The organism is Nonomuraea montanisoli, from assembly GCF_013363975.1.
Lineage (GTDB): Bacteria > Actinomycetota > Actinomycetes > Streptosporangiales > Streptosporangiaceae > Nonomuraea > Nonomuraea montanisoli.
On the sequence record NZ_JABWGN010000006.1, the window covers coordinates 371,459 to 396,710 of the forward strand.

Consider the following 25,252-nt stretch of genomic DNA (forward strand, 5'->3'; position numbering starts at 1 on the left):
TGGGCCACGGGGGAGCCGCCCCTATTGTTGGATGCCGATCGAACACGAAGACTTGGGAGTTGTGCATGCGCGCTGTGCGAATCGACCGCTTCGGCGGCCCTGACGTCCTGACCCTCGGCGAGGCGCCGGTTCCTCGCCCGTCGGACGGCGAGATCCTGGTGCGCGTCGTCGCCTCCGCCATCAACCCGGTCGACGACAAGACCCGTGACGGTGCCATCGGAGAGGGCGTGCCGCCCCTGCCGGCGACGCTGGGGTGGGAACTGGCGGGCATCGTCGTGGACAGCCGGACCGCGGAGCTGCCCGTGGGCGAACGGGTCTTCGGCATGTCCCACCAGCTCGACACCGGACGGGGCACCTGGGCCGAGCTGGTCGCCATGCCGGCGAGCTCTGTCGCCGTCGCTCCCTCGACGATCAGCCTGGTCGAGGCGGCGACGCTTCCGCTGCCCGGGCTCACCGCCCTGCAGACGCTGGACTGGCTGGACGTTCGCGCGGGAGAGCGGCTGCTGGTGGCCGGAGCGGCCGGTGCGGTGGGCGGCCTGGCGGTGCAGCTCGCGCGGGCCCGCGGCGCGCGGGTGGACGTGTTGGTGTCCAGGCCGGCACAGGTCGAGGCGGTCAAGGAACTGGGAGCCGGGTGGGCCACGACGGATCGCGCCGCCCTGCCCGAGGCCGCCTACGACGCCGTCTTCGACACCTTCGGCGCCTTCGTGACCCATGCCGTCGCGGACGGCGGCCGCTACGCCTCCATCGCCACGCAGGCCGGCCCCGTGCCCGATCTGTCCCATCGGGCGGTCCGCACCACCGTCAACCAGGTGCGCGAGGACGGCGCGGGACTCGCCGCACTGGCCGGGAGCGTCGACGCGGGTCAGGTGAAGGCGCGGGTCGACTCCCAGTACGGCCTGCGCCACCTGCGGGAGGCGCACGAGCGTTTCCGGCGGGGGCGACTGGAGGGCAAGGTCGCTCTCGTGTGGTGAAAGCGCCCGATCGATCCCCAGCAGCCTCCCGGTCCCAGCCCAGCTCGCATTGTTGGCTGTACGCCGAGAGGTCGCCCGCTCACGAGCTCGGGCATGCACTCGGCTCAGCCTGCATCGACCGGGATGACCACAACCGCGAGGAGCGCCGTCCTGGAACGCCGTCAGATCAGGAGCAGAGTCTTACCTATGAGCTGTCCCGCTCTTGCCTGATCCCGCCTGGCATGATCGACGCGTGACCACCGAACCTGGGCGGCCCGGCCGCACGAAGTACGTCCTGTTCGACGTCGACGGCACGTTGATCGACGCGGTGAGTAACCAGCGCCGGGTCTGGGGAATTTGGGCGGAGCGGTACGGGCTTGATGCGGACGAGGTCTACCAGGTGGCTCTGCGGACGCGGCCAATGGAGACGTTCGCCCAGGTCGCTTCGGGCCAGGATCCACGCGAGTGTCTGACCACGCTGCACGAGCTGGAAGACGAGGACGTCCGGTCCGGCGTCTATGCTGCGTTCGACGGCGCGTCAGAGCTGCTGCACGGCCTGCCGCCGGGGTCCTGGGCGCTGGTGACCTCCAACTACGAGCACCGGGTGCGCGGCCGTTTCCTGCGGACGGGCTTGCCGGCACCGGGCGTGATCGTGGACGCGGCCGCTGTCGAAGAGGGCAAGCCCTCTCCCGTCCCGTATCTGCAGGCCGCCGCGCGGCTCGGAGCCGAGCCAGGAGACTGCCTGGTCGTCGAGGACGCCCCGTCCGGAGTGCGGTCTGGGCTGCGTGCTGGGATGACCGTGTGGGGCGTGAACGCCGCCATCGCGGTGGAGGGAGTGCACCGCCACTTCGTCAGTCTGCGGGAAGCAGTCCCGCACATCCTGGCCTTTGCGTCCGGCTCTCATGGGAATGCCGCAGCCTGAGCCCGTCCGCATCCACGGAGGTCAACCCGCCGAACGCGTCCTCATCGTGTTGCTCGTCGTAGGCGAGGACTACTCCGTTGGCGTACACCTCGACCTGTTGGTGAGCGGTTCCGGCGTCATCGATGGCGCATCGTCAACTTTGGTTGACACGCACTGGTCGTCAACCTAGGATGACGGCATGGAGGCCGGCCACATCGCAGCGCTCGCCCGGGCGGCGGACGCCGCCGACCCGATCAGGTCGCTCACCGCCATCGCCGAGCTCCGCCGTGAGACGGCGCGCCTGGAGGCGGTGGCGGTCCGCCGGGCGCGGACCCAGGGCAACATCTGGACGGAGATCGCCGCTGCTTTGGGCATCAGCAAGCAGGCGGTGCACAAGAAGTACGGCGGCCGGGGCCTGTTCCGCACCCACGAATAGCCGACAGAGACCACACCGGACGTCAGCGATCACGGCTCGACGTCCCGATACGCGCTGCCCGGAAACGGTCCGGGCGGCCGGCGAGGAGGACGAACAATGGCGGCGTCATCAGTCACACGAGAAGCTCTCGCGGTCGCGGTGACAGCCAATCTGCCGGTCATCCTTTGGGGTGCGCCGGGCACCGGCAAGACGTCCACGGTGACCGCGCTCGGCGCGGCCGTCGGCCTGCCCGTCGAGGTGGTGGTCGGCTCGATCCGTGAGCCCAGCGACTTCTCCGGGCTGCCGGTGCTGCGTGACGGCGGCACCTGGTTCGCGCCGCCGCGATGGGCCGAGCGGCTCGCCGCCGAGGGCGCCGGCCTGCTGTTCCTCGACGAGCTGACCACCGCGCCGCCGGCCGTGCAGGCCGCCATGCTGCGGGTGGTGCTGGAGCGCGCGGTCGGCGACCTGGTGCTGCCGGACGAGGTGCGGATCGTGGCCGCGGCCAACCCACCGGACCAGGCCGCCGACGGCTGGGACCTGTCCGCGCCGCTGGCCAACCGGCTCATCCATCTGAACTGGACCGTCTCGGCCGAGGACATCGCCGAGGGCTTCGCCGGTGGCTTCCCCGTACCGGAGTTCGACGTGAAGGACACCGCCGGGCCCGCAGAGGTGGCCGGCGCGCGGGCGCTGGTCGGGGCGTTCCTGCGGGTGCGGCCGGAACTCGTGCTGGCGGTGCCCGACAGCCCCGACCGGGCGGGCCGCGGCTGGCCCAGCCCGCGAACCTGGGAGATGGCCGCCCGCGCGATCGCCGCGTGCGACCACATGGGCTCCGGCGAGCCGGTCCTGGCCGAGCTGGTGCTCGGAGCGGTCGGCGAGGCGGCCGGGTTCGAACTGCTCTCCTGGCGCCGCAACCTTGACCTGCCCGACCCGAAGACCCTGCTGAACGACCCTCGGGCCCGCCTGCCCGAACGCCTCGACCGGCTGCACGCCCTGCTCGGCGCGGTGGTGGCGTACGTGCACTCGGACGCCACGGCCGACACGTGGGAGCGGGCGTGGGCGGTGGTGGCCCGGGTAGCGCGCACGGCACCGGATGTGGCGGCGACCGCGGCTCGGTCGCTGGCCCGCTCCCGGCCCGAGGGCGCGACCCTGCCCAGGACGATGCTCGAACTCGCGCCGGTGCTGCGCTCGGCGGGGCTCATGCGATGACCGCCGACCGCCCTCCCGCTCCCGCTTTCGAAGAGGCGGTGGGCGCCCGGATCGCCGCCGCGCGGCTGTGGGCGGTGCACCAGGCACCGTACCTCGCCTCGGCCGTCTTCGCCCTCAAGCCGGTCATCCTGGAACCGGCCCTGGACGAGGACACCGGCGAGCCCGTCGCCGACCCTGACTTCCGCGCCTTTCCCGCCGACACCCGGTGGAACCTGTACGTGGAACCGGGCACCGTGCTGGCCACCCCGGTCGAGGAGGTCGGCTGGTGGATGCTGCACCAGGTGGGCCACCTGGTGCGCGGTCACGCGGCCCGCTCGCCGGTGCGGCCGGAAGCGGGCCAGGAGATGAGCCATGCCGCAGGCGCGGTCCGCGACGAGGAGGCCCACCGCTGGAACCAGGCCGCCGACGCCGAGATCAACGACGACCTGGAGGCCGAGGACCTGCGCGGCCCGGCCGGCGTGGTCTCGCCCAAGGAGCTGGGCCTTCCGGCCAACCGCACCGCCGAGGAGTACGTGCCGATGCTCGACGTGCTGGCCCAGGCCATGGGCCGCGGCGGGCGGGCACTGGCCGAGGCGATCGACTGCGGCGGCGCCGTGGACGGGCAGGTGCGCGCCTACGAGGACGACGGCTCCGGCGACGGGCTCACCCGGCTCGACCAGGAACTGCTCGAACGCTCCATCGCGGCCGGCATCCAGGACAGGATCAGCACGCGCAGCGAAGTGCCGTCGGGGTGGCGCCGCTGGGCCGAGGACCGACTGCTCCCCTCGGTGAACTGGCGGGCCCGCCTGGGCGCGATGATCCGGCGCGGGGTGAGCACGGTGGCCGGGCAGGTCGACTTCAGCCACCGCCGCCCGTCGCGCCGCGCCGGCGCCTACATCGACATCGTGCCGCCGTCGATGGTGCGCGCGGTCCCGGACACCGTCCTGGTGATCGACACCTCCGGCAGCGTCACCAACGACGTGCTGAACCGGCTGCTCGCCGAGGTGACCGGGATCATCGAGGGCGTGGCCGGTCCGAACCGGCGGCTGCGGGCGTTCTGCTGCGACGTCCACCCCCACCCCGTCCAGGTGGTGCGCCGGGCGGGCGACATCAAGCTCGTCGGTGGCGGCGGCACCGACATGCGGGCCGCCATCGCCGCGGCGATGGCCCTGCGGCCCCGGCCTGACCTGGTCATCGTGCTGACCGATGGCGAGACGCCGTGGCCGGAGCAGCGCCCCGCGGCGCATGTGGTGCTCTGCCTGATCGGCGATGGCGGGCACGCGCCCGCATGGGCGTCCGTGGCCCGGGTCCCGGCGGACCCGCCGCGGCGGGTGCCGGCGAAAGGAGAGTCATGACAACGGGCTACGCCGACGAGCCGAGCCCCGAACCGCTGCACGAGTGGCGGGAACGCGGGTTCACCATCGCCGACGCCCGGCAGTGGATCGATGAGGGCTTCTCGATCAACGACGCCGAGCGGTGGCGCACGGCCGGCGTCTACACCGCCGCCGACGTGCGGCCCTGGCGCACCGCCGGAGCCACCCCGTACACCGTGGACCTGTGGCTACGGGCCGGCATGACGCCACGGGACGCGGTGCAGTGGCGCGAACTGGGCTACTCTCCCCAGGAGGCGGCCGACCGGCACCTCGCCGGGGAACGCCCGCACTCGCGGGGCCGGCTGTGGCGGCTGCTGCATCGGGGCGAGAAGCCGGGCGGCGCGTTCGCTGATGAGGAACGCTCCGGCGGCATGCGCCAGATGCTGCGAGCCGGCGTCCCAGCGAGCCGGGCGCGCGCCTACGTGGAGGCAGGCTGGACGGGCGCCGACGCGGTGGAGTGGGCGAAACGCGGCATCGAGGCGGGACAGGCGCGGGTCTTCGACGCGCTCGGCCTGTCCCCGCGCGAGGCCGAACGGGTGCTCGCCTCGGGACAGGACGCCATCGCCCTGATGACTGAGTTCTGGCGCGCCGGAGTGCCGATCGAGGAGGTGGCGGCCTGGAGCGCGGTGGGTTTCACCGCCCGGGAGGCGGCCCGGATGCGGGCCGAGGGCTCCGACGTCGAGCAGGCCAGGGTGCTGCGGGCACTGACCGAGGGCAACGAGCCCTGACGGAAAGGGCGGAGAAGCGCGAGCCGATCCGGAGTCGCGATCCTCGCCGAGGGGTTCCATGCCCAGAGATCCGCACCGGGGCCTTCGGCATTACAGAAGGTCAGGCTAGGGATCCTCGAGGTTTGGCGGCCTATGACACGTTGGTTGACGGCACCCCAACTGACGTACTCGCCCCCCGAAGCTCCTGGCCACGGCCAGGCCGCGCTCGGCGGAGAACCGCTTGCCCGCCTTGACGTCCGCCGCCCTCAGCCAACGTGCGGACGCATCCTTGACGAGACGATACCGTTCCGTCTCGTGTATGATCACGAGCATGGAGAGATCGACCGATCCCGGTCCGCGCGGCGGGCCGGTCCTGCAGGACAGTGTCACCGAGGCCATCACGAACGCCTTCTTCGAGGAGCTCGCCGCCGTGGGATACGGCCGGCTGTCGATGGAGGCGGTCGCCCGGCGGGCCGGCTCGGGCAAGGCCGCGATCTACCGGCGCTGGCCGTCCAAGGAGGCCATGACCGCCGACCTGGTCGGCCAGGTGTCCGTCAGGGCCGCCGACACCCTCGACACCGGCACGCTGCGGGGCGACGTCCTGGCCTTCCTGACCGCGACCGACGAGGCGCTGCGCCACCCCCTGGTCTCACGGATCCTTCCCGACCTGCTGGCGTCGGCCGCCTACCATCCGGCCATCGCCGCCGTGCTGGGCGACGAGATCGGCACGGCCCGCCGCCGCAAGGTGGGGGCCATCCTGCGGCGGGCGGTCGAGCGCGGGGAGCTGCCCGAGAGCGCCGACATCGAGCTCGGCCTCGACTTCATGGCGGGCCCTCTCTACTGGGGCACCGCCATCCGGAGCGCCCCGGCCGATCCCGGCCGGCTCGAACGCCTCACCGACATGATCATCGCGGCTCTGGCCGCATAGCCGGGCGGCGCCCGATACGACATCCATGGAGGCGTCGTGACCAAGAAGTCCCACGGTCTGGAGCGCATGCTGTTCTTCTCCGACGCGGTCATCGCGATCATGCTCACGCTGCTGGCCCTGGAGCTGCCCCTTCCGGACGCCCACGACCCCGCGCACCTGGCGGAGGCGCTGGCCGCGCACGGCTCGCAGTACCTGGCGTTCCTGGTCTCGTTCTGCGTGATCGCGACCGCGTGGATCGCGCACCACCTGTTCTTCACCCACGTCAGCCGCGGCGACCAGGCCCTCATCACGCTCAACGTGCTGGTCCTGCTGGGGTACGTGCTGATTCCGTGGGCGAGCAAGGCCCTCGGCGAGGTCCCGGGCGGCGCCGGTGTCGTCGTCTACGCGGCGGCCATGGCCTTCCTGGGCGGCACCATGTCGCTGATGGTCCGCCACGTCGTCCGCGCCGGCCTGCTGGACCCGCAGGCTCCGCCCGCCGTGATCACGGGCATCCGGGCCTGGTCCACGGCGACCATGGCGATGTTCGCGCTGTCGATCCCAGGCGCGCTGGTGGTGGGGCGGGGGGTCATGTTCGTCTGGCCGGTGGGTTACCTCGGGCTGCGGCTGGTCGCGGAGTACCAGCTCCGCAGGCACCGCGCCGGCGCGGTGCCTGCGTCATCCACGAAGGAATCTACAATGTAAAGGCGGTCAGCGGGACGAGCGCCACTCCGGCGCCAGTACCGACCAGACCTCGATGTCGTGCCGCTGCCCCCGGTACAGGTAGCTGCCGCGCAGCACGCCCTCCTTGGTCATCCCGAGCCGCCGGGCCACGGCGATGCTGGGCTCGTTGCCCGCCGCGACCTGCCACTCCACCCGGTACAGGCCCCGCTCGGCGAAGCCCCAGTCGATGATGGCGCGCGCGGCCCGGGTCACCAGGCCCTTGCCGGCGGCCGACGGCTCCAGCCAGCAGCCGGCCTCGGCCGAACCGTGCTGGAGGTCCATGATCCGGAACATCACGCCGCCCACCAGCTTGCCGTCGGACCAGATGCCGTAGATGCGGCCCTTGTCGTTCATGGCCTTCTCCGCGTACGAGCGCAGGTAGGCGCGGCTGGCGTCCAGGTCCTTGACGACGTCGGGCAGCCCGACGAAGCGGCCGATGAACTCCCGGCCCCGGTCGATGTGGGCGAGGAACTCCTCCGCCTGCCACGGCTCCAGCGGGCGCAGTTCCGCGCCGTCCTCACCCAGCGATGTGGCGAACATCGTTCCCTCCACGACCTTCCATGCTCAACCAGTCCGAACTGGGAGGGATCTTCTCACAGGGGGGACGGGTGGGGGGAGCCGGTGGCCGGACGGGGAGTGCATAGACTTGTCCGACGTGACGTCGAAGCCGCGTATCCCCGATGTTCTGGCCGCCCGCTATGCCTCGCCCGAGCTGACCCGGTTGTGGTCGCCCGAGTACAAGGTCGTCGCCGAGCGGCGGCTGTGGCTGGCGGTGCTGCGCGCCCAGGCCGAGCTGGGGGTGGCCGTGCCGCCGGAGGCGGCGGCCGACTACGAGAAGGTGCTGGAGCAGGTCGACCTCGAGTCGATCGCGGCGCGTGAGCGGGTGACCCGGCACGACGTGAAGGCCCGCATCGAGGAGTTCAACGCGCTGGCCGGCCATGAGCAGGTCCACAAGGGCATGACCTCGCGCGACCTGACCGAGAACGTCGAGCAGCTCCAGATCCGCGACAGCCTGCTGCTCGTGCGCGACCGGGTGGTGGCGCTGCTGGGACGGCTGGCGGCGCTGGCCGAGGAGCACCGCGAGAGCGTGGTCGCCGGCCGTTCCCACAACGTGGCGGCGCAGGCCACCACGCTGGGCAAGCGGTTCGCCTCGGCCGCCGACGAGCTGCTGGTCGCCTACCGGCGGCTGGAGGAGCTGATCGCCCGCTACCCGCTACGTGGCATCAAGGGCCCGGTCGGCACCGCCCAGGACATGCTCGACCTGCTCGGCGGCGAGGAGTCCCGGCTGGCCGAGCTGGAGGGACGGGTCGCGGCCCACCTCGGCTTCGAGCACCGGCTGACCAGCGTCGGCCAGGTCTACCCGCGTTCCCTGGACTACGAGGTCGTCTCGGCGCTGGTGCAGCTCGCCGCCTCGCCGTCGTCGCTGGCCAAGACGATCCGGCTGATGGCCGGGCACGAGCTGGTGACCGAGGGCTTCAAGGAGGGCCAGGTCGGCTCGTCGGCGATGCCGCACAAGATGAACACCCGCTCCTGCGAGCGGGTCAACGGCCTGGCCGTGGTGCTGCGCGGCTACGCCTCGATGGTGGGGGAGCTGGCCGGCGACCAGTGGAACGAGGGCGACGTGTCGTGCTCGGTGGTGCGCCGGGTGGCGCTGCCCGACGCGTTCTTCGCCTTCGACGGGCTGGTGGAGACCATGCTGACGGTCCTGGACGAGTTCGGCGCGTTCCCGGCGGTGATCGCCTCCGAGCTGGACCGCTACCTGCCGTTCCTGGCCACGACCAAGATGCTGATGGCGGCGGTGCGCGCCGGGGTGGGCCGTGAGACGGCGCACGAGCTGATCAAGGAGCACGCGGTGGCGTCGGCGCTGGACATGCGCTCGCGCGGGGCGGACAACGAGCTGCTCGACCGGCTCGCCTCCGACGAGCGGTTCCCGCTGGACCGGGCGGCGCTGGACGCGCTGCTGGCCGACCGGGTGTCGTTCACCGGAGCGGCGGCCGGCCAGGTGGAGGCCGTGGCACGGCAGGTGGCCGAGGTGGTCTCCGCCCATCCGGAGGCGGCCGCCTACCGGCCCGGCGCCATCCTGTGACGCGGTGGTGCGTGAGCTGAGGTCCGTGGCCGAGCTGCGGGCCGCGTGCGGTGACGACGACCTGCCGGTGTGGGTGGCGCAGGGCCTGACGGGCGGCGCCCGGGCGTGGGCCCTGGGCGGGGCGGTGGTGAGCGCCGCGCCGGAGGTGTCGCGGCGCGACCGCATCGGCGTGTGGGGCGATCCGGCTGACGCCGTCCGGCTGTTACGGCACGCGCTGGCCGAGATGGGGTCGTCGTACCGGCCGTTCGGCGAGGCGGGGCTGATGGCCGAGGTGGCGGCGCGGATCGACGGACTGGAGGTGGCGGCCGGCTTCTCCTGGATGAGCCTGCCCGGCCCCCCTTCTTCTCCCGGGACCCCTTCCCTCGGCGGTCCTGAGGCGGCTTCCCCGGGCGGTGCTGGGGCGGCTCGTCGGGGCGGTGAGGTGGGGTGGCTGGCCGGTGCGGCCGAGGGGGAGGTGTCCGCGCTGCTGGCCGAGCACGCGCCCACCTCGTACGCGGTGCCGGGCGCGCCCGGCGTGCGCCGCTGGGCGGGCACGCGGATGGAGGGCCGGCTGGCGGCGGTGGCGGGCGACGCGTGGAGCGCCCCGTCGGTGGGGCTGCTGGCGGGGGTGGCCACGGCCGCGCCCCTGCGGGGGCGGGGGCTGGCGGAGCGGGTGTGCCGATGGGTGTCGGAGCGGCTCGTGGCGGCCCACGGGCGGGCGGCCCTCATGGTGGACGACGACAACCCGGCGGCGATCGGGCTGTACGAGCGTCTCGGCTACCGGCGCATGCGGGTCCTGGCCACGCACGTACTATGAAATCTACAAAGTAAAGGTGACGGGCTGGATGTCCACCCACCACCCCACCACCAAAAAGACCCCCCATCGAACGCGCAGGCGAAAAAATCGGGTGAGCCCGGGCCTCGACGTGAGGCACAGTGTCGGAGTGATGTCCGATTTTGTGCCAGGTATCGAGCTTTCCCGGGCCTTCTACGGTGAGGTCGTCGCGCCGCTCGTCGGTTCGGTGCCGCACAGCGCCGCGCTGATCGGGCCGGGCTCGGAGGTGCTGGCGTTCGACACGGCCCGCTCCGCCGACCACGACTGGGGTCCGCGGGTGCTGGTCTTCGCGGCGGCCGGCGAGGTGGAGGACGTGCGGGCGCGCGTGGTGGCGGGCCTGCCGGAGCGCTTCGGCGGCCTGCCGACGGTGTTCGGCTACCACGGTGTCGTACGGCCCGGCGTGGTGGTGACCGAGCTGGGGGCGTGGCTGACGGAGCGGCTGGGGTTCGACCCGCGGGGCGGGGTGTCGCCGCTGGACTGGTTGTCGTCGCCGTGGCAGTCGTTGGCCGAGGTGACGCGCGGTGAGGTGTTCCACGACGGGTTGCCGGACGACGGGCTGGAGGCGGTGCGGGCGGTGCTGCGCTGGTATCCGCCTGACGTGTGGCGTTATGTGCTGGCCTGTCAGTGGCGGCGTATCGCCCAGGAGGAGCCGTTCCCCGGTCGGTGCGGCGAGGTGGGGGACGAGCTGGGGTCGGCGGTGGTCGGCGCGCGGTTGGCGCGGGAGGTGATGCGGCTGGCGCTGCTGCTGCGCCGCCGGTATCCGCCGTACGCCAAGTGGCTGGGCAGCGCGCTGGCGCGGCTGCCGGGCTCGGCGGAGCTGGGGGAGTCGCTCGGGCGGGCGCTGGCGGCGCGGACGTGGCGGGAGCGGGAGGCGGCGTTGTCGGCGGCGTACGGGAGGGTGGCGGCGACGCAGAACCGGATGGGGCTTGCGGAGGAGCTGGATGCGCGGGTGCGGGCGTTCCATGACCGGCCGTTCCAGGTGATCGGGGGTGACCGGTTCGCGCGGGCGTTGCTGGAGGCGGTGTCGGATCCGGTGGTCAAGGCGCTGCCGCTGGTGGGGTGTGTGGACCAGGTGGCGGATTCGGTGGAGGTGCTGTTGTCGCCGGCGCGGGCGCGGGCGGTGGCGACGGCGGCGCTCGGTCTGGTGGCCTGAGGCCCGCGCGATCGTGGAGTCGTCCCTCAGTGCTGGGTCTCAGCGCTGGGTGGGGGTCTGGTTCGGGTCGCGCCGGTAGGCGTAGTGGATGAGCCCTTGGTGGAGCTTGCCCACCTTGTCGTACAGCGCGCGGGCCGGGGCGTCTTTCAGCGTGTTCCAGTAGAGGCCCGGGAAGCCGTGCTTCTCGGCGTCGCGGGCCACCCATTCGATCACTGCCGTCGCGACGCCCCGGCGCCGGGCTTCCGCGTCCACGAACAGGTCCGCCAGGTAGCATTTCCCGGCGTACCAGACGCTGGCGTGGAACACGTAGTGCGCGATGCCGACCATTCTGCCGTCCAGCCGGGCGGCGATTCCGCGTATCCGCTGGTCGTCGAGCAGGCGTCGCCAGGTTCGTTCGTAGTCGTCGTCGCCGCGTTCGACCTGGAAGTAGGCGTCTTTGCCGCGGGCCAGCGTTTCCCAGTCGGCGCGGTCGGCTTCGGTCAGGAAGTCGATCTCCATCATGGCGGCCATCCTGCCGTACGGTCAGGTCCGGGTCGGGTCGGCGATCACCAGTCGTCGGTGATGAGGTGCTGGGGCGGGGCCGTGATCTTGACGGGTTCTTCCCCATCCTCGATAGATGATGTTCATCGTCATGGTCGCGGCCTTGCGGCCGCCGTGCTTCGGGGTGAATCGCATGATGGCGTGGAAGCGTCTGGGCAGGTTGTCCGGGCCTGCCCAGAGTTTCCAGGTGATCGGCCCGCCCCACGAGCCGTCCTCCTCGTCGGTCCCGAAGTACATCCAGGCCTGGCGCTCATCCAGCTTGGGAACCGTGACTGTGCCGCTGTGGAGGGTGGTCTTCACTCCTTCGAAGGTTCCGCCGTCGGCGCTGGTCGCAGCGTGAGAGGCGCCCAGCTTGAGGAAGCCCGGGTTGATCCCGTTGATCAGGTCCTGTCCCCAGATGGCCCCGGCCAAGTTCTGCCAGTTGATCCATTTCCCCACTGTCGACGGCGACTTCCAGATGTAGGTGCCGTTCTTGGAACGTACGTAGGCCTTCTTGGCGAACTGTTTCTTGATTGCTGCGATGACGGAGTCGAGGGACTTCGACTCGGGGGTCGCCTGCACGGCGCCGCCGGGAATCGTGACGATCAGCAGGCAGGCCGCCACCAGCGTGACGCTCGTGAGCTTCATGCGGAGATCATCACAGGTGATGATCTCCGTCTCGTCATGGTCGTCTCTAGTAGATGCGGTACTTGCGGCCGCAGTTGTCGTTCTTCCCGGCCCAGCAGGTGAAGGTGTAGACCTTCGTGATGCCGCGGCCGCTCCACACGCCGGTCGTCTTGCCGTCCCAGGAGTGGTTGAACGAGCGCCAGTGGCCGTTCTGGTAGATCTCGAACCACACCCAGGCGCGCTTGCCGCCGGGCTTGTCGACGCCGTGCCAGGTGGTGCGGATCTTGTCGCCGTGCTTGACGGTCTTGCCGAAGGTGTAGGCCTTGTGGTCGCTGGAGAAGAACTTGCCCCACACCACGCCTGTGGTCGCGCTCGTCGTGGTGGCGTGGGCGGTGGTGGGGGAGAGGGTGAGGCCGGTGATCGCGGCGGTGGCGGCGAGGGCGGCTGCGGCGAGGGTGGTGCGCATGGGGGTTTCCTCCTGGTGTCAGTGTGCCGGTTCGTCCGGCAGCACGGACATTACGGAGACCTCAGTCGATCATCTGTGTACGAATGCGCACATGGTGGGTGATCGGCGCCACATCGACGTGCCGGCGAGCCGCGCCCGGCCGTCCGATATGTTCGCTTGGTTCTGTTTTTGCGTGGACTTGGGGGACGTCGCTGGTGCGTGGAAAGCTGCTGATCACGGTTGCCGCCTTGAGCCTGTCCGGCTGTGGTGTGGTCCCCGGGCTGCTCCCCAGACCCGCCGGCGCGCCCACGCCCACTCCGGTCGCCTCCCCGGCCACGTCGTCGTCCTCCTCTCCGGACGCCACGCCCTCCCCGACCAGGTCGGCGCTCAGCGCCCCCCAGGCCAGGCAGGCGATGCGGGAGTGGGTGGACGCCTACAACGCGACGCTCAAGCAGCGCAGGTGGTGGCGGCAGAACGCCCGGATCGAAGCGCTGTTCACCGACGCGGCGCTGCACGAAGGCGTACTCGAACGCAACCACGAGACTTTCGGATGGAAGCCGGGGCACAAGCCGATCACGCTGACCGGCGCCCCGGCGGTCTACCTCCCCCGGCCGGAGCGGCAGCCCCGGATCGGCGACTGGTTCATCGCGCAGGCGACCTACCGGGACACCAAGGGCCACGCCCGCCCGCACGTGCTCGCCTTCTTCCGCTCCCCCGGCCAGTCCTTCAAGCTGGCCGTCGCGACCCCGATCCACTGGGGTCAGCGGATGCCCGAGCCGCGGCTCGACGCCGACGGCTACATCACCGACATGGACGACGCCATGGCGGGCGCGGTGGCCAAGGAGTACCAGAACTTCTGGAACAACAAGAAGAAGGAGGGCGCCTCCGGCTATCGCCTGGCCAGGAACAGCTACAGCCGCAAGGCGTTCCCCGCGGTGAACAAAGGGATGTACGTCGCGTTCGCCGGCCATGGCTCGATCTTCGGCTTCCGCACGGCCGACGGAGGGTCGTTCTTCCTGTTCGCCCTGGTCAACGCGCCCAAGAGCGTCAATCAGGTGCTGAGTGAGGCGCTGCTGGTGCCCAAGGGCAGCACGACCATCCAGGAGCTCGGCGGCAACTGGTTCTCCTAGCGGACGGGCTCGCGCGGCTGTCCTACACCTCGCCGGCCGACGCTCCGGCGGCGCGGAGCAGGGCGGCCACCTCGCTCTGGCCCTTGGCGGTGGCGTGGGCGAGCGGGGTGACGCCGTCGTGGTCGGCGAGGTCCACCTCGGCGCCGGCGGCGAGGAGCAGGCGGACGATCTCCTGGTACGGCCCGCTGCCGTCGCCGAGGATGACGGCCTCCAGCAGGCCGGTCCAGCCGAGGTCGTTGACGTGGTCGACGTAGATGCCGGTGGTGAGCACCTCCCGGACGTAGTCCACGTGACCGCGTTCGCAGGCGGGGATGAGGGAGACGCCGCCGTAGCGGTTGCGCAGGGTCAGGTCGGGCCCGGCGGGCAGGAGCGCCCTGAGCATCGCGACGCTTCCCGTGACCCCGGTGACCAGCCAGGGGGTGTCGCGCCGGAAGTCCCGCGCGTCGGGGTCGGCGCCGGCCGCGACCAGGACCTTCGCCACCTCGACGTGGTCGGCGGCCGCGGCGAGCAGCAGGGCGGTGCGGCGCTGCCCGTCGCGGGCCTCGATGTCGGCCCCGGCGGCGAGCGCGTCACGGACGGCGGCGGCGTCCCCGCGCGCGGCGCCCGCCAGCAGTTCCTCTTCGAGCACGGTTCCTCCTCCTCGCGCCGGTCAGCGGAGCCGGCCGGCGACCGCCTTGAGGCCGGCCTGGGCGATGGCCTCGTCGATGTCGCCGCTGGGCGCCCCGCCGACTCCGACGCCCGCGACGGGGGCGCCACCGGAGGCGACCGGAACCCCGCCGGCGAGGAAGAGCGTACCCGGGATGTCGGCGATGCTCGGATGGCCGCCGGTCAGGCCCTTGGCGAGCTCGCCGGTCGTCTTGCCGAAGGAGACGGCGGTGAAGGCCTTGCGCCGGGCGGACTCCTCGGTCTGCGGGCCGGCGCCGTCGCCCTTCACCACCAGGCGGGTGGCGCCGGACCGGTCGACGATCGCGACGGTGACGCGCTGCTTCTGCCTGGCGGCCTCCCGGATCGCGGCGTCGGCGATCCGCAGGGCGGCGTCGGCGGACAGCACGCCGGTCTGCACGACCTCGGGCCCGGCGGGTTCGTCCCGGGAAGGTACGGCCTGGGCGGACGACGGCGTCACGGCGGTCTGCGTGGCCTGGGCGGGCGCGGCGCCGAGGACGGTGGCGGCGGTGACGGCCGCGAGGGCCAGGCCGGTCAGCGAGCCGGGGGCGATGAGGCGGCCGAGGGTGCGGGTCATGGTCTCTCCAGTTCGGTGTGGCCGGATCGGGCTTGTTGAAGCGTCCCAGCCGCGCCGCTCCAGGCCATCGGGAGCATGGGCGACGGCCGGGGCGTCGAAGGGTCGGGCCGAGGATCAACCGTTCGGTTGATGCGCCGCCGTCCTGGTCCGGCAGAGTCATGCGCACGACATAAGGTCGGGGCAGAAACGGACAAGGAGGGCGATGAGGGAGCGCATCTGGCTCAACTGGGCCATGCACGTCGGATTCTCCGTGCTGCTCGCCGCCTCGGCTCTGCGGCTGGTGTCGCGGCACGGCATGGGTCCGCAGAGTGTGACGTCCTTGGCCGTCTGTGGCGTGCTCGCCGCGGCGTACGCGGTCGGCGTCGTGTTCTGGGACCGTCTCGGGCGAAGGCGGCTCGTCTGGCTGGGATGCGTGGCGGCGGTCTGGCTCGGGCTGGTGGTGCTGGCGCCGTCGTTCAGCTGGTGCGCGGTCCCCCTGCTGTTCGTGTGTCTGCGGCTGCTGAACGCGCGCGGGGTCGCGGTGGCCGCCGCGGCGCTCACTCTCGTGGTGATCGCCGCCCAGATCAAGATCGCTCAGGAGGTCGATCTCAGCCTGATCCTCGCGCCGATCGGCGTCGCCGCCATGACGGCGGTGATCTTCGGGGAGCTCCGGCACGAGAGCGCCGCCCGGCAGCTGCTCATCGACGACCTGATCAGCACCCGGGAGACGCTGGCCGGCTCCCGGCACCGTACCGGTGTGCTGGAGGAGCGCGAGCGGCTGGCCAGGGAGATCCACGACACGCTCGCTCAGGGGCTGACCAGCATGGGCATTCTGCTGCAGGCCGCCGAGCGCGTGTGGGAGTGCGACCCGGAGCTGGCCCGCGCCCATCTGCGGCGGGCGGCGGGCGCGGCCGCGGAGAACCTGGAGGAGGCCCGGCGGTTCGTGCGCGACCTGCAGCCCGCGGCTCTGGTGGGGGCCTCGTTGCCGGAGGCGCTGGCCCGGCTGTGCGCGAACGCGGGGGACGACACGGGGCTGGGCGTCGGTTTCCGGGTGGAGGGTGAGCAGTTCCGGCTGGAGCCGCAGGTGCAGGCGGCGCTGCTGCGGGTCGCGCAGGCGGCGCTGGCCAACGTGCGTGACCATTCCGGGGCGGCGCGGGCCATGGTCACGTTGTCGTACCTGGAGGGTGAGGTCACGCTGGACGTCTTCGATGACGGGGCGGGGTTCGCGCGGCCCGCGCCCGCCGCCGGCCGGGGGTTCGGGCTGCGGGCGATGCGTGAGCGGCTGGCGGAGGTGGACGGCGTCCTGGCGGTCGAGAGTGTCGTGGGTGAGGGTACGGCGATCGCGGCCACGGTCCCGGCCGGGCGTGAGCGGGACGTGGTGAGGGCGCGATGAGGGTGTTCCTGGTGGACGATCATCCGGTGGTGCGGGCGGGCCTGGTGGCGTTGCTCGGCGCCGAGCCGGACCTGGAGGTCGTCGGTGAGGCCGCCGACGGCGTCGGGGCGCTGGGCGGGATCGCCACGTGCGAGCCGGACGTGGTGCTCATGGACCTGCAGCTGGGCGACGGCATCGACGGGGTGGAGGCCATCCGGCGGATCCGGGAGCTGCCCTCGCCGCCGCAGGTCCTGGTGCTGACGACGTATGAGAGCGACGCGGACGTGATGCGCGCCGTCGACGCCGGGGCCACCGGCTATCTGCTCAAGGTGTGCCCGCCGGAGGAGCTGTTCCAGGGCATCCGCGCCGCGGCCAGGGGCCAGGCGGTGCTGTCGGCGGAGGTGGCGACCCGGATGATGCGGCGTCTGCGTGCTCCGGGCCCGGCGTTGAGCGTGCGTGAGGTGGAGTTGCTGGAGCTGCTGGCCAGCGGGGCCGGCAACCGGGAGATCGCCAGGCGGCTGTTCATCACCGAGGCGACGGTCAAGACGCATCTGGTGCACATCTACGGCAAGCTCGGGGTGGACACGCGGACGGCCGCGGTGACCGCGGCGGTCGAGAGGCGTCTGATCAGGCTCCCCGGGCCCTCATGAGACGCTCTCGTCGCGAGGGGGAGCCGCCTGTTCGACGTGCCAGCGGCCGTCGGTCATCAGGTCACGGCCGTCCAGCTCGTTGACCTCGCGCCACGCCTGGATCAGCACGGGTCGCACGCGGAAGTACAGGTAGGGGCTGCGCAGCGCGCGCGGGTCGAAGCCGGTCTTGGCGGCGAAGGCGTCGCCGATCTCGGTGGAGATCTCGGCGATGCGCAGGGTCTGGACGGTGCCTTCGATGAGGACCACGTCGCGGGTGAGGCCGAGGCCGAGCCTGGCCTTGCCGTTCGCCTGGAGGTTGGCGGCGGTGGGGCTGGCGGCCGCGGTGGCGAGCAGGAGGGTGTGGCCGTCCCACAGGAAGGACAGCGGCACCATGTACGGTTCGCCGGTGCCGGGGTCGGCGGTGGCGACCCAGGCGTCGACGTCGTGCCGCAGCCGGTGGAGGGTGTCGTGTTGGCGCTGGTCGGGGGTTCGGGCGGGCGGCGGCGTCATCGGGTCGGCTCCTGGGCTGGTCGGAAGATCGAGCCGATCGTATAGAAGGCGCGGGTCAGGCGGGGCGGCGGGTGGCGTTGGCGTGGATGGCCAGGCGGAGGTAGGCGGCCAGGCCGGGGGCGTGGCGGTCGAAGGTGGCGGTGAAGCGGGGGTCGGTGACGTACAGGTCGCCGAGGCCCTGGTGGAGGTCGGGGGTGCAGGGGTAGAACCAGCGGCTGATGTGGCCGCGGTGGCGTTCGGCGAGGTCCATGGTGTGGTCGCTGTCGGCGGGCAGGCCGGCTTTGAGGGCGGCGGTGAGGTCGTCGACGAGGGCGGCGGCTTCGGCTTTGAGCTGGAGCCAGTCGGCCGGGGTGTGGGTGGCGACGCGGCGGCGGCTTTCGGCGTACTGGGGGGTGGCGCCCCAGCGGCGTTCGACTTCGGGGGTGTGGTCTTCGGGGCGGAAGGTGCCGAAGATCTCGAAGCGTTCGTCGGGGGTGAGGGGGATCTGCAGGGTGTGGGCGTCGAGGGCGCGTTCCACGGCGTTGATCACCTCGTTGAGTCGTCGGGCTTGGCGGGTGAGGAGTTCGTGCTGGCGGCGCAGGTGGGTGAGTTCGTCGGTGTGGGGGGCGTCGAGGATGACGGCGATCTCGTCGAGGGGGAAGCCGAGTTCGCGGTAGAGGAGGATCTGCTGGAGGCGGATGAGGTCGGCGTCGGTGTAGCGGCGGTGGCCGGTGTGGGTGCGTTCGCCGGGGGTGAGCAGGGCGATCTCGTCGTAGTGGTGCAGGGTGCGGACGGTGATGCCGGCGAGTGTGGCGACCTGTCCGACGGAGAGGCTCATGGGTTCACCTTGCATCCTGACGTGGCGTGAGGTTCAAGCCGGTCGTGGCCGGGGCGGTGGGTGGCCGGGGCGGCGGGTGGACTCTCCTATGGGGGGAGGGGCCATGCTGTGGGGCGTGGACGATGAGGAATTGTTGCCGATCGGGGCGTTCGCGCGGCTGGGCCGGTTGAGTGTCAAGCAGGTGCGGCATTACGGGGAGCTGGGGCTGCTCGTGCCGGCGTGGGTGGATGAGGCGACGGGTTACCGGTATTACCGGGCGTCGCAGGTGCGGGCGGCGTTGTCGATCGGGTTGTTGCGGTCGATGGATGTGCCGCTGGCGGTGATCGCGCAGGTGCTGGGTGGGTCGGCGCAGGCGTTGGAGTCGGTGCGGGAGGGCTTGGAGGCGGAGCTGGCGCGGCGGCGTCGTGCGCTGGCGTCGCTGGAGCGGGTGATGGCGCGGGGGTTGCCGTCGGCTGAGGTGCGGGTGGTGGTGGAGCCGGCGTGTCTGGGGGTGGTGGTGCGGGAGCGGGCGTCGGGGGAGGCGGATGTGGCGCGGGCGACGTCGGCGGGGGTGGGGCGGCTGCTGGAGTTCGTCGGGGCGGCCGGGCCGGGGGCCGGTGCGGAGGGGGTGGCGCCGGTGGCCGGGCCGGGGGTGGCGGTGCGGCTGGTGGGGTTGTTCCCGCTGGACATGCAGGAGCCGATGGAGGTGGGGGTCGCTCTGGTGGTGGAGCGGGCGCCGTCGGGGGTGTTGCCGGCCGGTGGCCGGGTGGAGGTGCTGGCGGGGGGCGCGTTCGCGTGCGCGACGCATGTGGGGCCTTATGACCAGATCGGCCTGACCGTTCATGCGGTGCTGGCGTGGTGCGCGGAGCGGCGCCACGCGGTCAGGGGGCCGATTCGTGAGGTGTACGTGTCGGATCCGTCCGTCACGGCGCCTGAGGAGCTCGTGACTCATCTGATGATCCCTCTGGAGGAGGAGCCATGCTGGTAGAGCTGAAGACGTACGGTCCGGCGACGTGTCTGAGCGTCACGGGGATGGGGGCGCCGGGCGGCGCGGAGCATGTGGCGGCGATCGGGGCGCTGTTCGCGGTGGCCGGTGGGATGGGCGGGCCGGCGGGTCCGTTGGAGGGGCTGTGGTGGGTGGAGGATCCGCGGCCGGGTCTGGAGGTGGAGCGGGAGCTGTGGCGCTGGCATCTGATGCTGCCGGCGGCGGGGGCGCTGGAGCCGGGGGCGCTGGAGTCGGCGCGGGAGCTGGTGCGTTCGCCGGGTTCGGCGGTGGATCGGGTGCGGGTGGTGACGTACACGGAGGGGTTGTGTGTGGAGGCGCTGCATCTGGGGCCGTTCAGCGAGGAGTATGTGACGTTGAAGGCGATGGAGGAGTTCATGGCGGAGCGTGGTCTGGTGGTCAACGGGCCGCATCATGAGGTGTATCTGACGCCGTTGGACGATCCGGAGCCGCGTACGGTGTTGCGTCAGCCGGTGCGGCAGGGGTGACGCTCGATCTACCCGGTATTTCTATACCGAACGGTAGACTGGGAGCATGGTACGGCCACCGCTGACACCCCAGGAGCGGCTGCGGGGCGAGCAGTTGGGCATGACGCTGCGCCTGGCGCGGGGCGAGCGCAGCATCGTGGAGGTCGCCGCGGCGGCGGGCATGTCGGCCGAGACGCTCCGCAAGATCGAGACGGGGCGTATCGCCACGCCGGCGTTCTTCACGATCGCTGCGCTGGCTGACGTGCTCGGGGTCTCCATGGATCGTCTGGCGGGCCGTGTCACACCCGCCGTACGGGGCTGACCCGGCCGCGGACCAGCGGCGGACGTCGATCGCACCTACCCGGCCCTCGCGACCTTCCCTGCCCGCCACGCAGGTCGCGGTCGACGGCCCCGTCCGGGCCGGCCTCCTGCCTCGTCGGCCGCCGTGACACCGCCGACACCACGCGGTGGCGAACCGAGATCGGCCGGCCGGTCTCCTCCACCGGCACACACGCGCGCACAGCGCTCACGCCGCGGATTGTCACACCTGTCTGCGACACTCCCAGGATGCTGAACGTGGAACTTCTGCGGCCGTTGCTGCGGGCCGCCTGGGGGCCCGACACCTGCGATCCGGCGGGCCGTGAGCAGTGGCGGCCCGACAACCCGGCCAGGGGCCAGTGCGGGACGACGGCGCTGGTGGTGCAGGACCTGCTCGGAGGTGACCTGATCCTCGCCGAGGTCCAGGTCGATGGGGCCAAGGTCGGCAACCACTACTGGAACCGGCTGCCTGACGGCACCGAGGTGGACCTCGCCTCCGATCAGTTCCACCCCGGCGAGGTCGTGGTCGGTGGTCGGGTGCAGCAGCGGCCACCGGGTCCGCCTCGCCGGTGCCGCGAGGAGTACGAACGGCTCCGGCAGCGGGTGCTTTCCGCCCTCCCTGAAGCGGCCGGCCGCTGACGATCTCGTTCGTCGCGGGCCTGCGCTTGTGCGTCAGCGCGGCAGGAGTCTGAGCGTGCTGGCGCGGGCGGGCGCGGCGACCATCGGGGCGACGTAGTCGCTGTAGCGGCCGTACTTGCCGTGGTAGGCGGCGTCGAGGCGGTCGTTGACGGCCGGGTCGGCCTCTTCGGCGAAGGTGACGTCCTTGGTCACGCCGCCGGCGCTGACCCGGCCCGTGTGGCTGGCGCGGGCGGTGCGGTACCAGGCTCCGCCATCGCCCCGGTAGGAGCGGACGAACAGGTCGTCGCCGTCGCGGACCACCCAGATGGTGGTCGGCTCGCGCAGGGTGCCGTCGCCGCGCCGGGGCGCGACGTCGAGTTCGTCGGCGGCGGCGATGCGCTCCAGTTCGTCGGTGGTCCAGGCGGTCATGGCGGGTCTCCTTCGCGGGTGTGCGGGCCGGCGGGGATGGCTCCACCGTAGCCGCGAAAGGCGAGGTCAGGGGGGTCCCTGCCAGTACCCCTCTCTGGGCGGGAGTCAGGCGGCGGCCGCGACGTCGTCGCCGGCCGGCTGTGCGGCCGTGCGGGTGCGGGGCAGGGCGAGGCAGGTCAGGGCCAGGCCCGCCAGGCTCAGCGCGGCGCCGGCCAGGCCGGTCCAGCGCAGGGCGCCCGCCGAGACGATGACGCCGCCGAGGGCCGATCCGGCGGCCGCGCCGAGGTTGAAGGCGCCGACGTTGGCGGCGACGGCCAGGGTGGGGGCGCCGCCCGCGTGGCGCAGGATCAGTCCCTGCAGCGGGGCGATGGTGGCGGTGGCGAGCAGGCCGAGCACCAGGACCGCCGCCACGGCGGAGGGCCGCCAGGCGGCGGCGAACGGCATGAGGACGAGCACGCCGGTCAGCCCGCCGAAGACCCCGCGTACGGTGGCGCTCATGGACCTGTCGGTGAGCCGGCCGGCGATGAGGTTGCCCAGGAAGCTGCCCGCCCCGTAGGTGAGCAGGAGCGCCGAGACCGCCGTGGAGGAGAAGCCCGACTCGCGGGTCAGCAGCGGCGCGATGTAGGTGAACACCACCGCGACGCCGGAGAACCCGACCGCGGTGGTGGCGATGGCGAGCAGGACCGGGCGGCGGGTCACCAGCCGGATCTCCTCTCGCAGCCGCGTGGCCGGGGCGGGCTGCTTGGGCAGGACGGCTGCCAGCAGCGCGAGACCTGCCAGTGCCAGGGCGGTCAGGACGGCGAACGGGGTGCGCCATCCGGCGCTGCTTCCCAGCAGCGCTCCCAGGGGCACGCCGAGCAGGGTCGCCACGGTGAAGCCGGAGGCGACCGTGGCGATCGCCGTGCCGCTCTTGTGCGGCGGCACCACGCTGGTCGCCGTCACCAGCGCCAGGGCGAGGAAGGCGGCGTGGCTGAAGGAGGAGACCAGGCGTCCGGCCAGCAGCAGTTCGTAGGAGGGGGCCAGGGCGCTGATCGCGCTGCCCGCCGCGAACAGCAGCATCAGCGCGAGCGCCAGCCCCTTGCGGGGTGTCCTGGCGGTCAGCAGGGCCACCGCGGGGCCGCCGGCCACCACTCCGAGGGCGTAGACGGTGACCGCTTGTCCTGCTGTGCCGACGGATACGTTGAGGTCGGCTCCGACCTAGGGCAGCAGGCCGGAGATCAGGTATTCCGAGGTGCCGACGACGAAGACGTTCGCGCACAGGGCGGCGAGCGTCAGGTGAGTCCTTGTCATGGCGAGGACGCTAGAGTCTCACATGGATGTGAGAGTCAAGTCGTGTCGGTGACGCCTTCGCGGCGGGATCGGGGAGAGGCGCGTGCGGATCGGCGAACTGTCACGGCGGACGGGCGTCCACGAGCGCCTGTTGCGCTATTACGAGGAGCAGGGCCTGCTCCACCCCGAGCGGCGCTCCAGCGGCTACCGGGACTACGGCGACGCGGACGTCGACACCGTGCGTCGTATCCGCAGCCTCCTGGCCGCCGGTCTGAACACCTCCACCATCGCCACGATCCTGCCGTGCCTGCGCGACGACGGCGACCGGCTGGTCCCGACGTGCTCGGACCTGCTCGCCGACCTGCACCGGGAACGGGCCAGGATCACGCGGTCCATCACCGACCTGCGCACGTCCCTGGGCGCGCTGGACCAAGTCATCGCGGCGGCCCCGCCCGACGTCACGCGCCGGGCGCTGGCCACGCTCGACGGGGCTGTGCCGCGCGATGGCGAGACGACCGCTCCGGTCCCGGCCAACGGCTGAAGCGCGGATCCCGGCTAGGGCCGGGCGGGCGGGCTCAACCGCCCGGTCAGGAAGGCGATGATCTCGTCCCTGGCCTGGAGCGTGGGATGTCCCTCCTCGTCGACGAGGTGGGCGGTGACGACGCTGTGGGGGGTCTCGACGACGTCGGCGAAGAACGGCGGCGGGCTGGTGCCGGCCGCGCCACCCGAAAGGACGCGGCCGTCGAAGGCGTCGCCGAGCAGCGCCCGGTAGGCGGCGAAGCGCTGCCCGGTGCACCAGCGGTCGTCGTCGAAGCGGTAGGCGAGGACCGTCAGTCCGTCGCGGGTGAGGCGGTCGCGGACCGCGCGCGCGTCCTCGTCGCTGATCTCGAGTCCGGCGGGGTCGTCCAGCGGCAGCGACGGGTGGTTGACCACCGGCGCGATGACGGCCGGCTCCAGTGCCATGGTCAGCGCGAAGTTGCCGGTGAAGCACAGTCCGATCGCGCCGACGCCCGGACCGCCGCATTCGGCGTGGGCCTGGCGCGCGAGCCCGCGCAGCCAGGCCGTGACCGGGCTGGTGCCGCCGCCGGCGAACGCGCGGAACTCGGCGCTGACGCACGCGCGGCGCACGACCTGCCTGCCGGCCTCGGCCGTGGGGTAGGCGCCGTCGACGCCGAACAGTGAGGGGACATGGACGGTGAAGCCGGCGTCCCGCACCCACCGCGCCAGCCGAAGGACGTCAGGGCTGATGCCCGGCATCTCCGGCATCAGGACGACGGCCGGCCCGGAGCCGGCGGCGTACACGGTCTTCACCACCCCGTCCACGTCCACGAGTCGGCGGGAGAAGTCGGTGATGGCCTCGTCGAGGGGGCGGCCGGCAGCGTTCATGGTGACAGCGTGGCCCGATCCCCCCGTACCGCGTGAGAGGCGGGATCGCCAGGTATGCGGGTAATCTCGCCACAGGCTGAGAGGGGGGAGGCGGGCGTGAGCGCGTTGCGGGTCGGTGTCCTGGCCTATCCGGGCTGCTTCGCGTCCGAGGTGTTCGGCGTGCCCGACCTGCTGACGATGGCCGCGCACGTCGCCGGGCCGGACGGCTGCGGGTATGAGGTGGCGATCGTCTCGCCGCGTCGCCGGGTCACCGCGTCGGGCGGCGCGGCGCTGGAGGTCGCACCGCTGCGCGAGGTGGACCTCCTCGTCGTGCCGGGGTTCGCGCTGGTGCCGGGCCTGGACGTGGACGCCGAGCTCGCGCCCCTGGCCCCTGAGATCGCGGCGATCCGGGCACAGGCCGCGGCGGGCACGGTCGTCGTGTCGATCTGCGTCGGCGCGTTCCTGCTGGCCGAGGCCGGGCTGCTCCAGCGGCGCCGCGCCACGACGGCCTGGCTCCTGGCCGGGGAGCTGGCTCGGCGCTGCCCGGACGCCGACATCCGGCCCGAGTGTCTGGTCGTCACCGACACGGGGGTGACGACGACGGCGGCCTTCAGCGCCATGTACGACTTCGCGCTGGACCTGATCCGCCGGCACAGCGGCGCCGGCGTGGCGCGGGCGACCGCGCGGGTGGCGCTGCTGGACGATGCGCGATCGTCGCAGGCCCCCTACGTCGAGGCGCGCCTCCTGCCGCGGGCCGGAAACGCGTTCTCCCAGCAGGTCATGCGACGGCTGGACCAGAATCTCGCCGCCCGCTACGACCTGGTCGCGTTGTCGCAGGCGTTCAGGGTCAGCACGCGGACGCTGCTGCGGCGCTTCGCCGAGGAGACGGGGCAGAGCCCGCTGGAGTACCTGCAGTCCTCGCGGGTCCGTCGCGCCCGCCACCTGCTGGAGACCACGGACCGGACCGTCGCCGGCATCTCGGCCGCGGTCGGATACCGCGACCCCGGCACGTTCGCCGCCCTGTTCGCCCGGCACACCGGACGACGCCCGAGGGACTACCGGGCGGCCTTCCGCCGTGCCGGCTGACACGGCGGCGAACATGAAGCGGCCCTATCGGTCGGGCTTCCGGAACTCCAGCGTGTCGCCGGTGACCGGCTCGGTGAGCAACTCCTCCCACTCCGGCCGTGCGGTGCCGCGCTTGCCGGACTCCCTTCTTCCATCACCAGCTCGTCCTCACCGTCGGCCTCCAGGGCGTCGAGCTGGGGCTGCGGGTTCTGGCCGCGCGTCTGAGGCAGACGCCCGTTGGATCAAGGTCGCCTCCTCGC

At 72.3% G+C, this 25,252-nt stretch carries 30 protein-coding genes and 1 pseudogene; 20 read left to right on the top strand and 11 right to left on the bottom strand.

The features are described from left to right. The first annotated feature begins 65 nt into the window (after positions 1-65). The 8 genes from HTZ77_RS17320 (at position 66) to HTZ77_RS17355 (ending at position 7,140) form a co-directional block, all read left to right on the top strand. Entirely contained in the window at positions 66-971 is a 906-nt protein-coding gene (locus HTZ77_RS17320) for an NADP-dependent oxidoreductase (RefSeq protein WP_175590619.1), read from the top strand. A gap of 232 nt (positions 972-1,203) precedes the next feature. Beyond that, complete coding sequence (locus HTZ77_RS17325; protein WP_175590620.1) at positions 1,204-1,872, top strand: HAD family hydrolase; 669 nt, start codon at positions 1,204-1,206, stop codon at positions 1,870-1,872. A gap of 178 nt (positions 1,873-2,050) precedes the next feature. After that, positions 2,051-2,287 (top strand): hypothetical protein, encoded by a 237-nt coding sequence (locus HTZ77_RS17330; protein ID WP_175590621.1) that lies wholly within the window; start codon positions 2,051-2,053, stop codon positions 2,285-2,287. Between the two features lie 138 nt (positions 2,288-2,425). Continuing rightward, positions 2,426-3,472, top strand: a complete 1,047-nt coding sequence (locus HTZ77_RS17335; protein WP_328808630.1) for an AAA family ATPase — start codon at positions 2,426-2,428, stop codon at positions 3,470-3,472. Further along, positions 3,469-4,806, top strand: coding sequence for a vWA domain-containing protein (locus HTZ77_RS17340; protein WP_175590623.1), 1,338 nt, complete (start codon positions 3,469-3,471; stop codon positions 4,804-4,806). The genes HTZ77_RS17335 and HTZ77_RS17340 overlap by 4 nt, the downstream gene beginning before the upstream one ends. Next, positions 4,803-5,552 carry a hypothetical protein gene (locus HTZ77_RS17345; RefSeq protein ID WP_175590624.1) on the top strand — a complete coding sequence of 250 codons (750 nt, stop codon included), beginning with the start codon at positions 4,803-4,805 and terminating at the stop codon, positions 5,550-5,552. Before HTZ77_RS17340 ends, HTZ77_RS17345 begins: the two co-directional genes overlap by 4 nt. A gap of 310 nt (positions 5,553-5,862) precedes the next feature. After that, entirely contained in the window at positions 5,863-6,459 is a 597-nt protein-coding gene (locus HTZ77_RS17350; protein WP_235994771.1) for a TetR/AcrR family transcriptional regulator, read from the top strand. Positions 6,460-6,495: 36 nt separating this feature from the next. After that, positions 6,496-7,140 (top strand): TMEM175 family protein, encoded by a 645-nt coding sequence (locus HTZ77_RS17355; RefSeq protein ID WP_175590626.1) that lies wholly within the window; start codon positions 6,496-6,498, stop codon positions 7,138-7,140. Between the two features lie 6 nt (positions 7,141-7,146). On the opposite strand, the gene HTZ77_RS17360 is transcribed toward HTZ77_RS17355, so the two are convergent. Beyond that, on the bottom strand, positions 7,147-7,698 hold the full coding sequence (locus HTZ77_RS17360; RefSeq protein WP_175590627.1) for a GNAT family N-acetyltransferase: 552 nt from the start codon (positions 7,696-7,698) through the stop codon (positions 7,147-7,149). A 115-nt stretch (positions 7,699-7,813) separates the two neighbouring features. Between HTZ77_RS17360 and purB the strand changes: the two genes are divergently transcribed. From purB to HTZ77_RS17375, 3 genes are all read left to right on the top strand, one after another. Continuing rightward, positions 7,814-9,244 (top strand): adenylosuccinate lyase, encoded by a 1,431-nt coding sequence (purB, locus tag HTZ77_RS17365; RefSeq protein WP_175590628.1) that lies wholly within the window; start codon positions 7,814-7,816, stop codon positions 9,242-9,244. Between the two features lie 4 nt (positions 9,245-9,248). Further along, a complete protein-coding gene (locus tag HTZ77_RS48235; RefSeq protein WP_205302747.1) occupies positions 9,249-10,040 on the top strand; it encodes a GNAT family N-acetyltransferase in 792 nt (263 codons plus the stop codon). A gap of 130 nt (positions 10,041-10,170) precedes the next feature. Further along, the gene (locus tag HTZ77_RS17375; protein ID WP_175590629.1) at positions 10,171-11,211 is read left to right on the top strand and encodes a DUF4037 domain-containing protein; all 1,041 of its coding nucleotides are present in this window, start codon (positions 10,171-10,173) and stop codon (positions 11,209-11,211) included. A 39-nt stretch (positions 11,212-11,250) separates the two neighbouring features. Here HTZ77_RS17375 and HTZ77_RS17380 read toward each other — a convergent pair whose 3' ends face one another. Genes HTZ77_RS17380 through HTZ77_RS17390 form a run of 3 tightly spaced genes read right to left on the bottom strand, consistent with a single transcriptional unit; the run spans position 11,251 to position 12,823 of the window. Beyond that, positions 11,251-11,712 carry a GNAT family N-acetyltransferase gene (locus tag HTZ77_RS17380; RefSeq protein WP_235994772.1) on the bottom strand — a complete coding sequence of 154 codons (462 nt, stop codon included), beginning with the start codon at positions 11,710-11,712 and terminating at the stop codon, positions 11,251-11,253. A 21-nt stretch (positions 11,713-11,733) separates the two neighbouring features. Then, the gene (locus HTZ77_RS17385; protein ID WP_175590631.1) at positions 11,734-12,378 is read right to left on the bottom strand and encodes a hypothetical protein; all 645 of its coding nucleotides are present in this window, start codon (positions 12,376-12,378) and stop codon (positions 11,734-11,736) included. Positions 12,379-12,424: 46 nt separating this feature from the next. Further along, positions 12,425-12,823, bottom strand: a complete 399-nt coding sequence (locus HTZ77_RS17390) for a hypothetical protein (RefSeq protein WP_175590632.1) — start codon at positions 12,821-12,823, stop codon at positions 12,425-12,427. Positions 12,824-13,017: 194 nt separating this feature from the next. Here HTZ77_RS17390 and HTZ77_RS17395 point away from each other — a divergent pair, with 194 nt between their 5' ends. Next, positions 13,018-13,932: a hypothetical protein gene (locus tag HTZ77_RS17395; RefSeq protein ID WP_175590633.1), complete on the top strand. Its 915-nt coding sequence runs from the start codon at positions 13,018-13,020 to the stop codon at positions 13,930-13,932. Positions 13,933-13,954: 22 nt separating this feature from the next. On the opposite strand, the gene HTZ77_RS17400 is transcribed toward HTZ77_RS17395, so the two are convergent. Continuing rightward, on the bottom strand, positions 13,955-14,560 hold the full coding sequence (locus HTZ77_RS17400; RefSeq protein ID WP_175590634.1) for an ankyrin repeat domain-containing protein: 606 nt from the start codon (positions 14,558-14,560) through the stop codon (positions 13,955-13,957). Between the two features lie 21 nt (positions 14,561-14,581). Further along, on the bottom strand, positions 14,582-15,172 hold the full coding sequence (locus HTZ77_RS17405) for a GlcG/HbpS family heme-binding protein (protein WP_175590635.1): 591 nt from the start codon (positions 15,170-15,172) through the stop codon (positions 14,582-14,584). A gap of 202 nt (positions 15,173-15,374) precedes the next feature. Here HTZ77_RS17405 and HTZ77_RS17410 point away from each other — a divergent pair, with 202 nt between their 5' ends. Together HTZ77_RS17410 and HTZ77_RS17415 are read left to right on the top strand one after the other, a co-directional pair. Continuing rightward, positions 15,375-16,544 (top strand): sensor histidine kinase, encoded by a 1,170-nt coding sequence (locus tag HTZ77_RS17410; protein WP_175590636.1) that lies wholly within the window; start codon positions 15,375-15,377, stop codon positions 16,542-16,544. After that, positions 16,541-17,173: a response regulator gene (locus HTZ77_RS17415; protein ID WP_175590637.1), complete on the top strand. Its 633-nt coding sequence runs from the start codon at positions 16,541-16,543 to the stop codon at positions 17,171-17,173. The genes HTZ77_RS17410 and HTZ77_RS17415 overlap by 4 nt, the downstream gene beginning before the upstream one ends. Here the strand turns inward: HTZ77_RS17415 and HTZ77_RS17420 are convergent. Both HTZ77_RS17420 and HTZ77_RS17425 read right to left on the bottom strand, forming a co-directional pair. Continuing rightward, positions 17,168-17,662, bottom strand: a complete 495-nt coding sequence (locus HTZ77_RS17420; RefSeq protein ID WP_175590638.1) for a pyridoxamine 5'-phosphate oxidase family protein — start codon at positions 17,660-17,662, stop codon at positions 17,168-17,170. The genes HTZ77_RS17415 and HTZ77_RS17420 overlap by 6 nt on opposite strands. A 55-nt stretch (positions 17,663-17,717) precedes the next feature. Then, the gene (locus HTZ77_RS17425; RefSeq protein WP_175590639.1) at positions 17,718-18,479 is read right to left on the bottom strand and encodes a MerR family transcriptional regulator; all 762 of its coding nucleotides are present in this window, start codon (positions 18,477-18,479) and stop codon (positions 17,718-17,720) included. 103 nt (positions 18,480-18,582) lie between these two features. On the opposite strand from HTZ77_RS17425, the gene HTZ77_RS47495 reads away from it, so the two are divergent. The 4 genes from HTZ77_RS47495 (at position 18,583) to HTZ77_RS17445 (ending at position 20,885) form a co-directional block, all read left to right on the top strand. Next, entirely contained in the window at positions 18,583-19,446 is an 864-nt protein-coding gene (locus tag HTZ77_RS47495; RefSeq protein ID WP_175590640.1) for a MerR family transcriptional regulator, read from the top strand. Beyond that, positions 19,437-19,949 carry a hypothetical protein gene (locus HTZ77_RS17435; protein WP_175590641.1) on the top strand — a complete coding sequence of 171 codons (513 nt, stop codon included), beginning with the start codon at positions 19,437-19,439 and terminating at the stop codon, positions 19,947-19,949. The genes HTZ77_RS47495 and HTZ77_RS17435 overlap by 10 nt, the downstream gene beginning before the upstream one ends. Before the next feature lie 46 nt (positions 19,950-19,995). After that, the gene (locus HTZ77_RS17440; RefSeq protein ID WP_175590642.1) at positions 19,996-20,250 is read left to right on the top strand and encodes a helix-turn-helix domain-containing protein; all 255 of its coding nucleotides are present in this window, start codon (positions 19,996-19,998) and stop codon (positions 20,248-20,250) included. 254 nt (positions 20,251-20,504) lie between these two features. Then, positions 20,505-20,885, top strand: a complete 381-nt coding sequence (locus HTZ77_RS17445) for a YunG family protein (RefSeq protein WP_205302748.1) — start codon at positions 20,505-20,507, stop codon at positions 20,883-20,885. A 33-nt stretch (positions 20,886-20,918) separates the two neighbouring features. On the opposite strand, the gene HTZ77_RS17450 is transcribed toward HTZ77_RS17445, so the two are convergent. Together HTZ77_RS17450 and HTZ77_RS17455 are read right to left on the bottom strand one after the other, a co-directional pair. Next, positions 20,919-21,293, bottom strand: coding sequence for a DUF2255 family protein (locus HTZ77_RS17450; RefSeq protein ID WP_175590644.1), 375 nt, complete (start codon positions 21,291-21,293; stop codon positions 20,919-20,921). Positions 21,294-21,398: 105 nt separating this feature from the next. Next, positions 21,399-22,472 (bottom strand): annotated as a pseudogene (locus tag HTZ77_RS17455) (MFS transporter); the annotation flags it as partial. Positions 22,473-22,665: 193 nt separating this feature from the next. On the opposite strand from HTZ77_RS17455, the gene HTZ77_RS17460 reads away from it, so the two are divergent. Further along, positions 22,666-23,103, top strand: coding sequence for a MerR family transcriptional regulator (locus HTZ77_RS17460; protein ID WP_175590645.1), 438 nt, complete (start codon positions 22,666-22,668; stop codon positions 23,101-23,103). A gap of 14 nt (positions 23,104-23,117) precedes the next feature. Here HTZ77_RS17460 and HTZ77_RS17465 read toward each other — a convergent pair whose 3' ends face one another. Beyond that, positions 23,118-23,948 carry a dienelactone hydrolase family protein gene (locus tag HTZ77_RS17465; protein WP_175590646.1) on the bottom strand — a complete coding sequence of 277 codons (831 nt, stop codon included), beginning with the start codon at positions 23,946-23,948 and terminating at the stop codon, positions 23,118-23,120. A gap of 96 nt (positions 23,949-24,044) precedes the next feature. Between HTZ77_RS17465 and HTZ77_RS17470 the strand changes: the two genes are divergently transcribed. After that, entirely contained in the window at positions 24,045-25,013 is a 969-nt protein-coding gene (locus HTZ77_RS17470) for a GlxA family transcriptional regulator (RefSeq protein WP_328808631.1), read from the top strand. Positions 25,014-25,252: the final 239 nt, after the last annotated feature.

Excerpts from the sequence above, each read along its gene's own strand:
- HTZ77_RS17380 (WP_235994772.1), bottom strand. The coding sequence starts at position 11,712 with ATGATGGAGATCGACTTCCTGACCGAAGCCGACCGCGCCGACTGGGAA.
- HTZ77_RS17435 (WP_175590641.1), top strand. The coding sequence starts at position 19,437 with ATGCTGGTAGAGCTGAAGACGTACGGTCCGGCGACGTGTCTGAGCGTC.
- HTZ77_RS17420 (WP_175590638.1), bottom strand. The coding sequence starts at position 17,662 with ATGACGCCGCCGCCCGCCCGAACCCCCGACCAGCGCCAACACGACACC.
- HTZ77_RS17425 (WP_175590639.1), bottom strand. The coding sequence starts at position 18,479 with ATGAGCCTCTCCGTCGGACAGGTCGCCACACTCGCCGGCATCACCGTC.
- HTZ77_RS17405 (WP_175590635.1), bottom strand. The coding sequence starts at position 15,172 with ATGACCCGCACCCTCGGCCGCCTCATCGCCCCCGGCTCGCTGACCGGC.
- HTZ77_RS17330 (WP_175590621.1), top strand. The coding sequence starts at position 2,051 with ATGGAGGCCGGCCACATCGCAGCGCTCGCCCGGGCGGCGGACGCCGCC.
- HTZ77_RS17320 (WP_175590619.1), top strand. The coding sequence starts at position 66 with ATGCGCGCTGTGCGAATCGACCGCTTCGGCGGCCCTGACGTCCTGACC.
- HTZ77_RS17340 (WP_175590623.1), top strand. The coding sequence starts at position 3,469 with ATGACCGCCGACCGCCCTCCCGCTCCCGCTTTCGAAGAGGCGGTGGGC.
- HTZ77_RS17345 (WP_175590624.1), top strand. The coding sequence starts at position 4,803 with ATGACAACGGGCTACGCCGACGAGCCGAGCCCCGAACCGCTGCACGAG.
- HTZ77_RS17390 (WP_175590632.1), bottom strand. The coding sequence starts at position 12,823 with ATGCGCACCACCCTCGCCGCAGCCGCCCTCGCCGCCACCGCCGCGATC.
- HTZ77_RS17375 (WP_175590629.1), top strand. The coding sequence starts at position 10,171 with ATGTCCGATTTTGTGCCAGGTATCGAGCTTTCCCGGGCCTTCTACGGT.
- HTZ77_RS47495 (WP_175590640.1), top strand. The coding sequence starts at position 18,583 with ATGCTGTGGGGCGTGGACGATGAGGAATTGTTGCCGATCGGGGCGTTC.
- HTZ77_RS17415 (WP_175590637.1), top strand. The coding sequence starts at position 16,541 with ATGAGGGTGTTCCTGGTGGACGATCATCCGGTGGTGCGGGCGGGCCTG.
- HTZ77_RS17350 (WP_235994771.1), top strand. The coding sequence starts at position 5,863 with ATGGAGAGATCGACCGATCCCGGTCCGCGCGGCGGGCCGGTCCTGCAG.
- HTZ77_RS17360 (WP_175590627.1), bottom strand. The coding sequence starts at position 7,698 with ATGTTCGCCACATCGCTGGGTGAGGACGGCGCGGAACTGCGCCCGCTG.
- HTZ77_RS17440 (WP_175590642.1), top strand. The coding sequence starts at position 19,996 with ATGGTACGGCCACCGCTGACACCCCAGGAGCGGCTGCGGGGCGAGCAG.
- HTZ77_RS17450 (WP_175590644.1), bottom strand. The coding sequence starts at position 21,293 with ATGACCGCCTGGACCACCGACGAACTGGAGCGCATCGCCGCCGCCGAC.
- HTZ77_RS17465 (WP_175590646.1), bottom strand. The coding sequence starts at position 23,948 with ATGAACGCTGCCGGCCGCCCCCTCGACGAGGCCATCACCGACTTCTCC.
- HTZ77_RS17410 (WP_175590636.1), top strand. The coding sequence starts at position 15,375 with ATGAGGGAGCGCATCTGGCTCAACTGGGCCATGCACGTCGGATTCTCC.
- HTZ77_RS17385 (WP_175590631.1), bottom strand. The coding sequence starts at position 12,378 with ATGAAGCTCACGAGCGTCACGCTGGTGGCGGCCTGCCTGCTGATCGTC.